Here is a 14772-nt window from a genome sequence, read left to right on the forward strand (position 1 = left end):
ATGCTCTTCCACGTACGCATGGACGTGCACCTCCCGCACGATCTCGACGCCGAGACCAAGGCCGAGATCGTCGGGAGGGAGAAGGCCTACAGCCAGGAGCTGCAGCGGGCGGGCAAGTGGCCCCACATCTGGCGGATCGTCGGGGAGTACTCCAACTTCTCGGTGTTCGAGGTGGCCGACGGCGACGAGCTGCACACCCTGATCTCGGGGCTGCCGCTCTTCCCCTACATGGACATCCACGTCACCCCGCTGGCCACGCACCCCTCGGACATCAGCTCGGACCTCCACGGCTGACCCAGCGCTTGGCCGGGTCGAGGGCCAGCTGTCGACGCTGCGACAAAGACCGTGCACGCGGTGCCTACCCGCGCACGCCGTCCGCGGGCGACGCTCATCGGGACCGAACTCATTCGATGAGAGGACCCGACATGAGACCGATCGCTCGCACCCTGACCCTCGCGGCCGGCCTGGCCACCACCTGCGCCACCCTCGTGGCGCTCGCGCCGCAGGCGTCGGCGGTGACCTGGCACATCACGATGCAGTCCGATGACGGCGACCCCGGCGCGATCATCAGGTTCCAGCCGAACGGCGACTACGTCGAGGTCTGCGACCAGGAGGCGGACGGCTACGCGGCCTTTGGCGTCGTCAACGACTACAAAGGCGTCGGCTACACGATCCGAGCAGGCGGGAACGGCACCTGCAGCATCGTCGACGCCGACGACGCAGGGCACAACCTCCACGAGGACCAGCTGGCCTACTTCGCCATCTGCCTCGAGGGCGACGGAGGCAGCGACGACATCCACTACTGCGACAGCGCACAGTGGTACACCGGCTGACGCGTAACTCGGAGTTACACCCCGTCGTTGAGCCCATGTGACTCCCACCACACGCCGCCTCTTGTCCCTCGTGGCCGTCCTCGGCCCGCTCGCCGCACCGCTCGCGGCGGTCGCGTCACCGGCGGCGGTCGCGTCACCGGCGGCCGCCGCGAAGCCGGCCGCAACGGCGTGGAAGCCCCGCCCGGCGACGTACGACGTGGTCAAGCAGCAGACCACGGTGACGATGTCCGACGGCGTGAAGCTCGCGGTCGACGTCTTCCGCCCCGCGAAGGCGGACGGCACCCCGGCGCCCGGGCGGTTCCCGGTCATCCTCACCCAGACGCCCTACAACAAGCAGGCGATGGGGACGATGTCCGACGGCGACTACTTCGTGCAGCGCGGCTACGTCTACGTGCTCGCCGACGTCCGCGGGACCGGGTCCTCGGGCGGCCAGTGGGACAGCTTCGGCAGCCGCGAGCAGAAGGACGGGCTCGAGCTCGCGAACTGGACCACGTCCAGGGCCCGACCGTGGAGCAACGGGACGCTCGGGCTGTGGGGGCCGTCCTACATGGCGATCAACCAGTTCTTCACCGCCGCCCAGCACCCGCGCGGGCTCAAGGCGCTCTTCCCGATCGTGCCGGGCGGCGACGTCTACCGCGACGTGGTCGCCTCCGGCGGCCAGATCGACGCGGGCTTCATCCCGATGTGGCTCGGCCTCGTGACCGCGACCGGGCTGGTCCCGCCGGACACCACCGCGACAGCACCCGACTCGGCGCTGCTGACGCTCCTCCAGCACGCCGGCGGGGCGGCGGGCTTCCAGGTCCCCGAGATCACCGGCGCGATGCTCGGCGACGACGCGGCGTACGACGGCCCGTTCTACCGGCTCCGCTCGCCGCTGAGCGTCGTCGACAAGGTCAAGGTCCCGACGTTCGTCGTCGGCGGGGAGGACGACCTCTTCCAGCGCGGCGAGCCGATGCTCTTCGACCGGCTGCAGCGCGCCGGCACACCCGCGAGGCTGCTGATCGGCCCGTGGAACCACCTGCAGGCCTCGGAGGGTCCCGACCTCTCCGGCAGCGGCCTCGGCAGCCTCGACGCGCTGGCGCTGCGGTGGTTCGACCACTACCTGCGCGGCGCCGACACCTCGCTCGGCGGCATCAAGCCGGTCACCTACTGGGAGCTCGGGGCGCAGAAGTGGCGTACTGCGGGGGCCTGGCTCGGAAAGGACGTGCACGCCCGCGCGCTGCGGCTCGGCACGACCCTGGAGCCGACCGGCGGCGACACGGTCGCGCCGATCCCCCTCTCCGGGCTGTGCTCGCGGAGCACGATGCAGTGGACCGCGGGGATCGGGCAGATCCCCGGATGCGTGGACGACAACCGGGTCAACGACGCGACCGGGGCGTCGTACGAGACGGCGCCGCTCACGAGCGCACTGCACCTGCTGGGCCCGATCGACGCGCGGCTCTCGGTGTCGACCACCGCGACCGACGGACTGCTCGCGGTCGCCGTCGAGGACGTCGCCCCCGACGGCTCGGTCACGCGGCTCACCGGCGGCTGGCAGACGCTCCGCCTGCGCGCCGAGACCGCGTCGAAGTCGGTGCGCCGCGACGGGCTCGTCCTGCAGCCGTGGCATCCCTACACCCGTGCCGCCGAGAAGACGGTCACCCCCGGTCAGGTGATGCGGGTCGACACCGAGGTCTTCCCGACCGGCGCCGTCATCGGCAAGGGCCATCGGCTGCGGGTCACGGTGACGTCGTACGACGCACCGCATCTGCTGCCCAACACCACGCAGCTCGCCCGCGGGGCGGCCGGCGTCGTGACGATCCACCACGACGCCGACCACCCCTCGGAGCTGGTCGTGCCGGTCCGCTAAGCGGACGCGACCGGCTCGGACACGACCGGCTCGGCGCTGAGCGCCTCGGCACGCTCGGCGGCCAGGGCGCGGACCCGGTCCCGTACGCAGAACCAGCCGATCGTGAGCGCCGGCGCCATGATCACGATGGCGATCAGGTTCCAGATCTCCTGCTGGCAGAGCATGACGAGCACGGCGGCGAGGAAGGCGAGCGTGATGTAGGTCGTCCACGGCGCCCCCGGCGTACGGAACGCCGGGCGCGGGATGATCCCCTGCTTCGCCCACGACAGCAGCCGCAGGTGGCACAGCAGGATCGTGCCCCACGTCGAGATGATCCCGAGCGCCGAGAGGTCGAGCGCGATGTTGAACGCGTCCTCGGGCACCACCAGGTTCAGACCGACACCCATCACCGTGATGACGGCGGTGAGCGCGATGCCGCCGTACGGCACGCCGCTGCGGGTCATCCTCGCGGTGAAGCCGGGAGCGCTTCCGTTGACGGCCATGGACCGCAGGATGCGGCCGGTCGAGTAGAGCCCGGCGTTGAGCGAGGAGAGCGCGGCGGTGAGCACGACGAAGTTCATGACGTGGTCGACGCCGGCGATCCCGAGGTGGGAGAAGACGGTGACGAACGGGCTCTCGCCGTTCTTGTACGTCGCGTACGGCAGCAGCAGCGCCAGCAGGACCACCGAGCCGACGTAGAAGATCGCGATCCTGAGGACGACCGAGTTGATCGCCCGCGGCATCTGCTTCTCCGGGTCCTTGGTCTCGCCCGCGGCGGTGCCGACGAGCTCGACGGCGGCGTAGGCGAAGATCACGCCGGAGGTGACGATAGCGAGGGCCCAGGCGCCGTGCGGCATCAGGCCGCCGTGGTCGGTGATGACCGAGAGGCCGGGGGTGCTGCCGTCGATGTGGACGCGGCCGGCGACGAGTGCGATGCCGACGGCGAGGAAGGCGACGAGGGCGGCGACCTTGATCAGCGACGCCCAGAACTCCATCTCGCCGAAGATGCTCACCGAGATCAGGTTGACGAGCATGACGACGGCGAGGGCGATCAGCGCGAGCAGCCACTGCGGCACCGGGTCGAAGACGCTCCAGTAGTGCAGGTAGAGCGCCACCGCAGTCACGTCGACGATCGCGGTCATGCTCCAGTTGAACCAGTAGAGCCAGCCGGCGACGTACGCCGTCTTCTCGCCGAAGAACTCCCGGGCGTACGACACGAACGACCCGGTCGCCGGCCGGTGCAGGACCAGCTCGCCGAGTGCCCGCAGGATGAAGAAGACGAACACGCCGCAGATCGCGTAGACCAGGAAGAGGCCGGGTCCGGCGTCGTGCAGCCGGCTCCCGGCGCCCATGAAGAGGCCGGTCCCGATCGCTCCGCCGATGGCGATCATCTGGATCTGACGGGGCCGCAGGCCCTGGTGGTAGCCGTGCTCCTCGTGGGCGTGTGCGCGCCGATGATGGTCGGCGCGCTCGGTCGTGTCCGTTACTTGTTGGCAGGTCACGGCCGACGATTGTGTGCATGACCCCGTGCCGAGTTGCAAATCCCAACTCCGCCATTACCACACGGCGTACGCCGGCGGCGCCCCGCCCCGGCCGACCCCTGCCCGAGCGCTGGCCCGACGCGCAAGACTGGGGCCCATGAGCACACAGACAGAGGCGAACATCGGCGTCGTCGGCCTGGCGGTCATGGGGTCCAACCTCGCCCGCAACCTGGCCTCCCGCGAGGGCAACACGGTGGCGGTCTACAACCGCACGTACGCCCGCACCGAGGAGCTGATGAAGGAGCACGGCGACCTCGGCTTCGTCGCCTCGGAGTCGATCGACGACTTCGTCGCGTCGCTCTCCACGCCGCGGACGGCGATCATCATGGTCCAGGCCGGGAAGGGCACCGACGCCGTGATCTCGCAGCTGGCCGAGCGGTTCGAGCCGGGCGACATCATCGTCGACGGCGGCAACGCCAACTTCCACGACACGATCCGCCGCGAGCGGGAGCTGCGCGAGCAGGGCATCAACTTCGTCGGGACCGGCATCTCCGGCGGTGAGGAGGGCGCCCTCCACGGCCCCTCGATCATGCCGGGCGGCTCCGACGAGGCCTGGGAGACGCTGGGTCCGATCCTGCGGTCGATCGCCGCGGTGGCCGAGGGCGAGCCGTGCGTCACCCACGTCGGCACCGACGGAGCCGGCCACTTCGTGAAGATGGTCCACAACGGCATCGAGTACGCCGACATGCAGCTCATCGCCGAGGCCTACGACCTGCTCCGACGGGTCGGCGGCTACTCGGTCGAGGAGCTCGTCGGCATCTTCCGGGAGTGGAACTCCGGCGACCTGGAGTCCTACCTCATCGAGATCACCGCCGAGGTGCTCTCCCAGACCGACGCCGAGACCGGCCGGCCGCTCGTCGACGTCATCGCCGACCAGGCCGGCTCGAAGGGCACCGGCGTCTGGACCGTGCAGAACGCCGTCGGGCTCGGCATCCCGGTCTCCGGCATCGGCGAGGCGGTCTTCGCGCGGGCCGTCTCCAGCAAGCCGGTCCAGCGGGCCGCCGTGCAGAAGACGGTGACGAGCCGCCCCGAGCCGCCCACCGTCACCGACACCTTCGCCGACGACGTACGCGCCGCGCTCTACGCCTCCAAGGTGGTGGCGTACGCGCAGGGCTTCGACCTGATCGTCGCCGGCGCGAAGGAGTACGGCTGGGACATCGACCTCGGCGCACTGGCGAAGATCTGGCGGGCCGGCTGCATCATCCGCGCCCGTTTCCTGAACCGGATCGTGGAGGCGTACGCCAACAAGCCCGACCTCGAGACCCTCCTCGTCGACCCGTACTTCGCCGACGCGGTCGCCAAGGGCGAGGACGCGTGGCGCCGGATCGTCGGCGTCGCGGCGGCCTCCGGCGTCCCGGCACCGGGCTTCTCCTCGGCGCTCGCCTACTTCGACTCACTCGCCTCGGAGCGGCTGCCGGCCGCGCTCATCCAGGGCCAGCGGGACTTCTTCGGCGCCCACACCTACCAGCGGGTCGACAAGGACGGCACCTTCCACACGCTGTGGTCCGAGGACCGCTCGGAGGTCGCCACCGAGCCCTCCACCCACTGACCTCGCGAGGGGTCAGAGGTACTGCTCGAGGTCCGCCTTGATCTCCTCCGGGGTCACCGGCGGCTCGTAGCGCTTGATGACCCGGCCGTCACGGCCGATCAGGAACTTGGTGAAGTTCCACTTGATGTCACCGGGCTCGACGGCCGGCGTGACCTCCTTGAGCCGCTCGTAGAACGGCCCGAGGTGGGGGCCCCAGTCGCCGGGGGCCTCGGCGCGGAGGTACTCGTAGAGCGGGTCGGCGTCAGGGCCGTTGACGTCGATCTTGGAGAAGACCGGGAAGGTCACGTCGTACGTCGTCTGGCAGAACTCCTGGATCTCCTCGTCGGTGCCCGGCTCCTGCCCCATGAACTGGTTGGACGGGAACCCGAGGATCTCCAGGCCCCGGTCCTTGTCGTCGCGGTAGAGCGCCTCGAGGCCCTCGTACTGCGGCGTCAGGCCGCACTTGCTCGCGACGTTGACGATGAGCAGGACCTTCCCGGCGTACTCGCCCAGCGGCACAGTCCCGCCGTCCGCGGTCCTCGCCTCGAAGTCGTACGTGCTCGCCATGCCCTGCTCCTGTTCGTCGAAACGGCTGCGGATATCCGGGGCAACTGCGCGCCTGGCCGATCCATTCCGGCGTCTCTCGCTCATCGCCCAACGCGGACGAACATGACGACGGCGGTGTGTGGCTGCCACAAGGTGGCTGCCACACACCGCCGTCAGGGGTGCGTCAGAGCGCGATCACTTCAGGTCGAACCGGTCGGCGTCCATGACCTTGACCCAGGCAGCGACGAAGTCCTTCACGAACTTCTCCTTCGCGTCGTCGGAGGCGTAGACCTCGGCGAGCGCGCGGAGCTCGGAGTTCGAGCCGAAGACCAGGTCGGCGCGCGTACCCGTCCACTTGACCGCGCCGGAGCCGTCGGTGGCCTCGAAGGTCGTGGACGACTCGTCGGCCGGCTTCCAGGTGATCCCCATGTCGAGCAGGTTCACGAAGAAGTCGTTGGTCAGCACACCGGGGGTCTCGGTGAGCACGCCGAGCTGGGAGCCCTGGTAGTTGGCGCCCAGGACACGCAGGCCGCCGACGAGGACGGTCGTCTCCGGAGCGGTCAGGCCGATCAGGTTGGCCCGGTCGATCAGGAGGTACTCGGCCGGCCGGTCGACACCCTTGCCGACGTAGTTGCGGAAGCCGTCCCACGCGGGCTCGAGGTAGGAGAAGGACTCCACGTCGGTCAGCTCCTGGGTGGCGTCGCCGCGACCCGGGGTGAACGGCACCTCGATGTCGTAGCCGGCGGCCCTGGCCGCCTGCTCGATGCCGACGGAGCCGGCGAGCACGACGAGGTCGGCGAACGAGACCTGCTTGCCGCCCTCGGCGTTGAACGACTCCTGGATGCCCTCAAGGACCCGGACGACCTGGGCGAGCTTGTCGGGCTCGTTGACCTCCCAGGTGCTCTGCGGCTCGAGACGGATGCGGCCGCCGTTGGCACCGCCGCGCTTGTCGCTGTTGCGGTAGGAGGAGGCCGCAGCCCAGGCCGTGGAGACCATCTGCTGGACGGTCAGACCGGACTCGGCGATCTTCGCCTTGAGCGCGGCGATCTCCGCGGCACCGATCGGCTCGCCCTCGGGCATCGGGACCGGGTCCTGCCAGAGCAGCTGCTCGGAGGGGACCTCCGGGCCGAGGTAGCGCTGGATCGGGCCCATGTCGCGGTGGGTCAGCTTGAACCACGCACGCGCGAAGGCGTCGGCGAACTCGTCGGGGTTCTCCATGAACCGGCGCGCGATCGGCTCGTAGATCGGGTCGACCTTGAGCGACAGGTCGGTGGTGAGCATGCGCGGCCGGTGCTTCTTGGTGGGGTCGAAGGCGTCCGGGACGTCCTCCGGGGCGTCCTTCGCGACCCACTGGTTGGCGCCGGCGGGGCTCTGCTCGAGCTCGTAGTCGTGATCGAACAGGTTCCTCAGGAAGCCGATGCCCCACTGGGTCGGCGTGGAGTTCCAGGTGACCTCGAGACCGCTGGTGATGGCGTCCGGACCGACACCGGTGCCGTAGCCGTTCTTCCACCCGAGGCCCTGGTTCTCCAGCGGCGAGGCCTCCGGGTCCGGGCCGAGCTTGTCGTCAGGGTGGGCACCGTGGGTCTTGCCGAAGGTGTGGCCGCCGGCGATGAGTGCGACGGTCTCCTCGTCGTTCATGGCCATCCGGCCGAAGGTCTCCCGGATGTCGCGCGCGGCGGCGACCGGGTCCGGGACGCCCTCGGGGCCCTCCGGGTTGACGTAGATCAGACCCATGTGGGTGGCGCCGAGCGGCTTCTCGAGCACGCGCTTCTCGGGGTCGAGGATGCGCTTGTCGCTGCCGAGCCACTCGGTCTCGGAGCCCCAGTAGACCTCCTCGGGCTCCCAGACGTCCTCGCGACCGCCGGCGTAGCCGAAGGTCTTGAAGCCCATCGTCTCCAGCGCGACGTTGCCGGCGAGGATCATGAGGTCGGCCCACGAGATCTTCTTGCCGTACTTCTTCTTGACCGGCCACAGCAGGCGGCGGGCCTTGTCGAGGCTGACGTTGTCGGGCCAGCTGTTGAGCGGCGCGAACCGCTGCATGCCGGCGCCGGCGCCACCGCGGCCGTCGCTGACGCGGTAGGTCCCGGCGCTGTGCCAGGCCATCCGGATCATCAGGCCGCCGTAGTGACCGAAGTCGGCCGGCCACCAGGGCTGCGAGGTCGTCATGAGCTCGGCGAGGTCCTGCTTCACCGCGGCCAGGTCGAGGGACTCGAACTCCTTGGCGTAGTCGAAGTCCTCGCCCATCGGGTCCTTGGCCGGCGGGTTGGTGGCGAGCAGGTTCAGGTTGAGCCGGTTGGGCCACCAGACCGTGTTGGGGTCGCTCTGGGTCGGGTGGGGAAGGTCAGCGCCATGGGCGACGGGGCAACCCGCCGCGGGTGCCGGCACCTCCTCGTCGGTGGTGATCTGGCCGTGTTCGTTTCCGGGTGCGGGCTCGGTCATGGGAATTCCTTCCAGTGCTTGCCGAAGAGGCGATCAGGAACTGTGGGCGGTGGTCGAGCAGTCGGGGCACAGGCCCCAGTAGATGACCTCGGCCTCATCGATGGTGAAGCCGTGGTCGTCGGACGCGGTCAGGCACGGCGCTTCGCCGACGGCGCAGTCGACGTCGGCGATCACGCCGCACGATCGACACACGACGTGGTGGTGGTTGTCTCCGACCCGCGACTCGTAGCGGGCCACGGAGCCCGTCGGCTGGATGCGACGCACCAGCCCGGCGCCCGTGAGCGCGTGCAACGAGTCGTAGACGGCCTGGTGGGACACCTCGGGAAGCTCCTCGCGAACGGCCCCGAGGATGGAGTCCGTATCGGCGTGCGGGAGCGCGTGAACGGCACCCAGCACGGCGACCCGTGGCCGGGTCACTCGCAGTGCTGCGTCACGCAGCATCTGGGGGTAGTCCAACGCCTTGGCCACATCCGCAGTCTTGCCCGCTTTCTGGAATGAGTCAAGATTTCGCGGACATGATTCGCCGGGACGTCATACGGTCGGCGACTGCTCGTCGCCTGGCCCCGCATGACGTCCCGCCGAGGGTGGTGACCCGGGGTCGCGGACGGGTGCGGTCCGCGACCCCGGGAGCCTGTCAGCCGGCCAGGCGGCCAAAGCCGGACCGGTGGAAGACGAGGGGTTGGCCCTCGGAGTGCTCGACGGCGTGGAGGGCGAGCAGGACGAGCACGTGGTCGCCCGCCTCGACCTCGCGGTAGATCGTGCAGTCGAAGCGGGCCACACCCTCGTCGAGGGTCAGCGCTCCATCGTCGGAGGCGCTGACCGGGATCCCGTCGAAACGCTGGTCGACGGGGCCGGCGAGCTGCCGGCAGACCTCGCGGTGGCTCTCCGCGAGCACCGTGACGCCGAGGTGGGTGGCCCGACGCAGCTCGGGCCAGGTCTTCGAGGTGCCCGCGACAGCGAACGACACCAGCGGCGGATCGAGGGACACCGAGGTGAAGCTGGACGCGGCCAGGCCCAGCGGCGTGCCGTCGACGACCGCTGCGACGGCGACGACGCCGCTGGGGAAGACCCCGAACGCCCGCCGCAGGGCGGCCGGGTCGAGGTCCTGGTTGGTGGTCAGTGCGGTCATGCGCCGGGGTCCTTCAGCAGGGCGGCGATGGTCGGCCGGTTGGCGGCCAGCCAGTCGGCGTACGCCGCCGGGTCGTCGTACGCGGAGTCGACGACGTACAGGCCGCGGCCCGGGACGGTGCCGCCGATCTCGGTCAGCACCGGCCGGAGCGTGAGCTCCGGCGCGAGCGAGTGCGCCGGGCTGCCGCCGAGCATGAGCGGGATGGCGAGGCCGGAGAGCCCGGTGCCGCCGGCGAACCGGTCGAGGAAGAGCTTCAGGAGTCCGGTGTACGCCGCCTTGTACGTCGGGCTGGCGAAGACCACCAGGTCGGCGGCGCCGACCTGCTTCACCAGGTCGGCCACGTGCTCGTCCGACCAGTCGAGGACGGCGTTGCCAAGTGTGGCGAGATCGACGACGAGATCGGGCTCCCCGGTCAGCTCGCGGGCGAGGTAGGTGGCGGCCTCGAGCGTCCGGCTCTGGGGCTTGGGGTTGCCGACGACGACGGCGGTGGTCATGGACGGTGTCCTTTCCTCGGGATGTGTTCAGCCGCGGACGGCGGCATCGACACGGGTGAGCACGGGCGGGAGGTCGGGGCCGAGCCTCAGCGACTCCAGGAAGAGCACGATCGTTGCGGCCACGGAGCGGTGCGAGAGGTCGTTCAGGAGGTCATGGCGACCACCGTCGACTCGCCAGACCTGTGCCATGGGCGCGGCGGCGTACGGCGCGATCGCGTCGTCGGCCGGCGTGATCGGGTCGGCGCTGCCGTGGATCACGAGGACCGGCTTGTCGGGCGCCGTGAGGGTCAGGTTCGACCACGCGTCGGGAAGCGGCTCGCCGAGGCTCCCGCGTCCGAAGGAGGGGTCCTCGTCGATCACCCGGCGGTGCACCGGGCAGGCGGTGCGGGCGTCGACCTCCTCCTCCCAGGACCTGGTCGTCGTGGACGCCGGGAGCGCGAGACCGACGACGACGGCAGCGTCGACGTCGAGCTCGTCGGCCAGGGTGGCGGCGACGGTCGCCCCGGTGTCCGTGCCGATGAGGACCGTGGGTGAGGGCAGCGACTCGTCGGCGATCAGCTTCTCGATCTCTGCCCTGGCAGCGGCGACATCGGCGAGGTCGAGGGGCACGAGGCGGACCTTGTAGGCGTCGGCGGACAGGCGGGTGCCGAAGCGCTGGTACGTCGTCGCCGTCTCTCCGCGCCCGGGCAGGACGATCAGCGTCCCGCGCGGGGTGCCGCCGACCGGCTCGTCCCAGGCGGCGGGAACGGTCTGATCGATGGTCATGGGTGGCTCCTTCGTCGGGGTTGTCTCGTGGATGGTCAGTGCGCCCAGGCGGAGGTGAACCAGCTGACCGCCCCGCTGTCCGGGTCGTAGGAGCGGCGCGGCAGCGTGCCGATGTCGGCGCCGTACACGTGGATGCCGATCACCGGCTCCTCACCGCCGCAGCTCACCTGGTGCACGTCGTCGTCGGTGGTGCAGCAGACGGTCACCTGGCCGGCGGTCCACCGCTCGGTCCCGGCGGCGACGAGCGGGACGTCCGGTGTCGCAGGCTTCTCGTACCGGGTCTCCACCTCGACGCCGCTGTAGATGCCGACCACACCCCAGGTCTCGTGGCCGTGCACCGGCGTGCCCTGGCCGACGTCCCAGACCGCGCTCGCGATCGAGAAGGCCCCGTCGGGTGCCACGTGGAGCGGGTACATCACGTAGCGCTCGGGGTTCGGGCGCCACTTCGGCTCGGGGATCTCGAAGCCGTCGCGCAGCAGCGCGGTGAGCTCGTCCCGGACGGCGGCGGTGAGCGCTCTCTCGTCGAGCCTCCGCTCGACCAGTGCGCCCACGACGGCGGCGAACTGCGCCACCTCCGGGATCTCGCTCTCCACCGGAACGATCTGCTGGGTCATGACACGGTCTCCTTCGGTCGGGATGTGGTGGCGGCGTACGACGCGATCCGGTCTCGGAGGCCCGGCTCGGCCACCGATCGCGCGAGCGCCGCCAGGGCACCGTCGGCGTCGTACGCCCGGGACTGCTGGAGAAGTCCCTGCCTCGCCAGCGGCGAGGTCGCCGACCAGATGCGCACGACGTCCCCGACGCTCGCGTCGCAGTCCTCGGTGAGCTCGGTGAGCAGGCCGGCACCCGCGGCCGTCGCGGCGTCGAGCCTGCGCCCGCCCTCGAGCGCCCGGTGCGCTCCGGCCAGCGCGGCGAGCCGCCCGGTGCCGAGCACGACGCCGAAGGACGCGCCGGGGAAGCGGAACGAGGCGGCCGAGGTGCCGATCCGGTGGTCGCAGGCGAGTGCCAGATCGGCACCGGCTCCGACGGCCGCGCCCTCCACGACCGCGACGGTCAGGCACGGCAGCGTGAGGAGCCGCTCGAGCAGGAGCCCGATGCGCAGCAGCCGGTGGGCGAGCGAGCCGTCGGTCTCCTCATGGAGGCCCGAGAGGTCGAGCCCGGCCGCGAAGTGCCGGTCGCCGCCTCGAAGGACGAGCGCGTCCGGCCGCACGGACGCAGCCTCGTCGAGGACGCCGTGCAGTGCCTCGACCAGCTCGGAGGAGAGCGCGTTGGCTCGTGCCGGCCGGTCGAGGACGACCTGCCAGACGGCCCCGCGCCGAATCCTGAGCGTCATGACGTCCCCCACTCGGCGAGGACCTCGTCGGTGTCGCGGCCCAGGACCGGGGCGGGCCGGTCCAACCTCGGATCGAGCCCGGCGATCCGAGCGGGATAGGCCACCGTCGGTGTCGGCCCGGCGAGCGGCACGTCCAGCTCCTGCACGAGGCCGGTGACGGTGACGTGCGGGTCGGCGAGGATCTCGCCGAAAGTGTTGACCGGCCCGCACGGGACGCCACGGGCGCGCAGCTCGGTGAGCCAGTGGTCGCGCTTCTCCTGCTCGAAGCGCTCCTGGAGCAGGGCCTCGAGCTCGCGCTGGTGGGCCACCCGTTCGACCTGGGTCACGAAGCGAGGGTCGGCCACGAGCCCGGGGAGCCCGACGACCTCGGCGACTGCCCGCCACAGCTTGTCGTTTCCGGCGGCCACGGTGAAGTCGCCGTCGGCCGCCGAGAAGCCCTGGTACGGCGCGTTCCGCGGGTGGGCCGTCCCGAGGCGCTGCGGCTCGCGGCCCGAGCCCCAGTACTCGCTGGTCTGCAGGGCCGAGACGCCGAGGAGACAGTCCAGCATCGGGCAGTCGACGCGGACCGATCGGCCGCTGTGGCGAACCTGGGGAAGGAGCGCAGCGATGGTGTACGCCGCGTAGAGCCCCGCGGTGAAGTCGCCCACGGGCACCCCCGCCTTCACCGGGTGCCCGTCCGGGTCGCCGGTGACGCTCATCAGCCCGGACATGCCCTGGATGACCACGTCGTACGCGCCGACATCGACGTACGGGCTCGTGAGCCCGTACCCCGAGATCGAGCAGTAGACCAGGCCGCGGTGCCCGGCCGAGACGTCGTCGTAGCCGAGCCCGAGCCGGTCGAGCACGCCGGGCCGGTAGTTCTCGACCACGACGTCGGCAGCCTCGATGAGCTGCCGTGCGCGAGCCAGGTCCTCGGGGTCCTTCAGGTCGGCGACCACGGAGCGCTTGTTGCGGTTGACGGAGGCGAAGTTGTGGCTGAACCGCTCCTCCCCGGTCTCGGAGGCGGCGAACGGCGGCCAGGCGCGCATCTGGTCGCCGGTCGGCGGCTCGACCTTCACGACGTCGGCGCCGAGGTCGGCCAGCAGCATGCCGGCGAACGGCCCGGCGGCCACGTGGGCGAGCTCGACGACCCGGACTCCCTCGAGCGGGCGCCGGAGCGGCGGCGGGGCGGGATGGTCGGTGTCAGGCACTGGCGACCTCGCGGGTGCGACGGCGGTGGGCGAGCTCCTGGCGGACGAGCGGGAGGAGGTTCTTGCCGTAGTCCTCGGCGTCCTCGATCGGCTCGTAGCCCCGGATGAGGACCGCGTCTACGCCGATCTCGACGTAGTCGAGGATCGCGGCCGCGACCGTCTCGGGGGATCCGACGAGGGCGGTGGAGTTGCCCCCGCCACCCATCGCGGCCGAAGTCGGGGTCCACAGGCACCGGTCGTGGAGGTCGCCCTTGGCGGCGGCGGCCAGGAGGCGCCGCGACCCGGCGTTCTCCGGCCCGTCGGCCCCTCCCCGCAGATGCTTCCAGCTGTCGCGGAACTTCGCGCCGGCGGCGCCGTTCATCTGGCCGAGGATGGCGTGCGCACGCTCCCAGGCGGCGGCGTCGGTGCTGCCGAGGATCGGGCGGAACGACACCGAGACCCGCGGCGGACGGTCGCGACCCGCCTCGGCGGCCTTCTGGCGGACGGTCGAGATCTGCTCGCCGGTCTCCGCGAGCGGCTCGCCCCAGAGCATGTAGGTGTCCGCGCGCACCGAGCCGACGGCGTACGCCGCCGGAGAGCTGCCGCCGAAGAAGAGCTCCAGGTGGCGCCCGTCGTAGGGGTGTACGCCGGGCTCGTACCCCTCGAACTCGTAGTAGCTCCCGTGGAAGTCGCGGGGCCCGGAGGTGTCCCAGGCGGCGCGGAGGATCTGGAGGTACTCGTCGGTGCGGGCGTAGCGCTCGTCGTGGGAGAGGTAGTCGCCGTCGCGGCGCTGCTCCTTGTCGGTGCCACCGGTGACGATGTTGAGGGCCACCCGACCCTTGGTGAAGACGTCGAGCGTGGCGAACGTGCGCGAGGCGACGGTCGGCGCCACGACGCCCGGGCGGTGGGCGATGAGCAGGCCGAGGCGCTCGGTCACGGCGGCCACGTGATGGGCGACCTGGACGCCGTCCGGGCGGTTGGAGCCGTAGCCGATGAGGACGCGGTCGAAGCCGCCCTCCTCGTGCACCTGGGCGAAGCGGCGGGTGTAGTCGGGGTCGATGACCGGGCCGCTGCGTTGGCGGATCTCGGAGGAGTCGGCGGTGCCGATCATGCCGAGGATCTCGACGTTGTCGTAGGTCGGTGCGAGGTCGTTCACGAGGGGCTCCT

15 protein-coding genes are annotated in these 14772 nt (G+C 70.9%); 4 read left to right on the forward strand and 11 right to left on the reverse strand.

The window, feature by feature from the left end; translation table 11 throughout:
• The 3 genes from catC to ABLE53_RS20275 all read left to right on the forward strand — a co-directional run bounded on the left by catC (position 1) and on the right by ABLE53_RS20275 (position 2682).
• Positions 1-294 (forward strand): muconolactone Delta-isomerase, encoded by a 294-nt coding sequence (catC, locus tag ABLE53_RS20265; protein ID WP_348860962.1) that lies wholly within the window; start codon positions 1-3, stop codon positions 292-294.
• Positions 295-425: 131 nt separating this feature from the next.
• Positions 426-833 carry a hypothetical protein gene (locus tag ABLE53_RS20270; RefSeq protein ID WP_348860963.1) on the forward strand — a complete coding sequence of 136 codons (408 nt, stop codon included), beginning with the start codon at positions 426-428 and terminating at the stop codon, positions 831-833.
• Positions 834-903: 70 nt separating this feature from the next.
• Entirely contained in the window at positions 904-2682 is a 1779-nt protein-coding gene (locus ABLE53_RS20275) for a CocE/NonD family hydrolase (RefSeq protein WP_348861256.1), read from the forward strand.
• On the opposite strand, the gene ABLE53_RS20280 is transcribed toward ABLE53_RS20275, so the two are convergent.
• Positions 2679-4163, reverse strand: coding sequence for an amino acid permease (locus tag ABLE53_RS20280; RefSeq protein ID WP_425474898.1), 1485 nt, complete (start codon positions 4161-4163; stop codon positions 2679-2681). The genes ABLE53_RS20275 and ABLE53_RS20280 overlap by 4 nt on opposite strands.
• A gap of 136 nt (positions 4164-4299) precedes the next feature.
• On the opposite strand from ABLE53_RS20280, the gene gndA reads away from it, so the two are divergent.
• Positions 4300-5751 carry an NADP-dependent phosphogluconate dehydrogenase gene (gene gndA, locus ABLE53_RS20285; RefSeq protein ID WP_348860964.1) on the forward strand — a complete coding sequence of 484 codons (1452 nt, stop codon included), beginning with the start codon at positions 4300-4302 and terminating at the stop codon, positions 5749-5751.
• 12 nt (positions 5752-5763) lie between these two features.
• Here the strand turns inward: gndA and ABLE53_RS20290 are convergent, their stop codons facing one another.
• The 10 genes from ABLE53_RS20290 to ABLE53_RS20335 form a co-directional block, all read right to left on the reverse strand.
• Positions 5764-6297, reverse strand: a complete 534-nt coding sequence (locus tag ABLE53_RS20290) for a glutathione peroxidase (protein ID WP_348860965.1) — start codon at positions 6295-6297, stop codon at positions 5764-5766.
• 174 nt (positions 6298-6471) lie between these two features.
• A complete protein-coding gene (gene katG / locus ABLE53_RS20295; RefSeq protein ID WP_348860966.1) occupies positions 6472-8715 on the reverse strand; it encodes a catalase/peroxidase HPI in 2244 nt (747 codons plus the stop codon).
• A gap of 33 nt (positions 8716-8748) precedes the next feature.
• Entirely contained in the window at positions 8749-9156 is a 408-nt protein-coding gene (locus ABLE53_RS20300) for a Fur family transcriptional regulator (RefSeq protein ID WP_348861258.1), read from the reverse strand.
• 193 nt (positions 9157-9349) lie between these two features.
• The gene (locus ABLE53_RS20305) at positions 9350-9844 is read right to left on the reverse strand and encodes a flavin reductase family protein (RefSeq protein WP_348860967.1); all 495 of its coding nucleotides are present in this window, start codon (positions 9842-9844) and stop codon (positions 9350-9352) included.
• Entirely contained in the window at positions 9841-10338 is a 498-nt protein-coding gene (locus tag ABLE53_RS20310) for an NAD(P)H-dependent oxidoreductase (RefSeq protein ID WP_348860968.1), read from the reverse strand. Before ABLE53_RS20310 ends, ABLE53_RS20305 begins: the two co-directional genes overlap by 4 nt.
• Positions 10339-10365: 27 nt before the next feature.
• Positions 10366-11103, reverse strand: coding sequence for an alpha/beta hydrolase (locus ABLE53_RS20315; protein ID WP_348860969.1), 738 nt, complete (start codon positions 11101-11103; stop codon positions 10366-10368).
• A 35-nt stretch (positions 11104-11138) separates the two neighbouring features.
• Positions 11139-11717 carry a cysteine dioxygenase family protein gene (locus ABLE53_RS20320; RefSeq protein WP_348860970.1) on the reverse strand — a complete coding sequence of 193 codons (579 nt, stop codon included), beginning with the start codon at positions 11715-11717 and terminating at the stop codon, positions 11139-11141.
• The gene (locus ABLE53_RS20325; RefSeq protein WP_348860971.1) at positions 11714-12436 is read right to left on the reverse strand and encodes an enoyl-CoA hydratase/isomerase family protein; all 723 of its coding nucleotides are present in this window, start codon (positions 12434-12436) and stop codon (positions 11714-11716) included. Before ABLE53_RS20325 ends, ABLE53_RS20320 begins: the two co-directional genes overlap by 4 nt.
• On the reverse strand, positions 12433-13626 hold the full coding sequence (locus ABLE53_RS20330; protein ID WP_348860972.1) for a CaiB/BaiF CoA transferase family protein: 1194 nt from the start codon (positions 13624-13626) through the stop codon (positions 12433-12435). The genes ABLE53_RS20325 and ABLE53_RS20330 overlap by 4 nt, the downstream gene beginning before the upstream one ends.
• Positions 13619-14761 carry an LLM class flavin-dependent oxidoreductase gene (locus tag ABLE53_RS20335; protein WP_348860973.1) on the reverse strand — a complete coding sequence of 381 codons (1143 nt, stop codon included), beginning with the start codon at positions 14759-14761 and terminating at the stop codon, positions 13619-13621. The genes ABLE53_RS20330 and ABLE53_RS20335 overlap by 8 nt, the downstream gene beginning before the upstream one ends.
• Between the last annotated feature and the right edge of the window lie 11 nt (positions 14762-14772).

This window comes from Nocardioides asiaticus, from assembly GCF_040049175.1.
Classification (GTDB): domain Bacteria; phylum Actinomycetota; class Actinomycetes; order Propionibacteriales; family Nocardioidaceae; genus Nocardioides; species Nocardioides cheoyonin.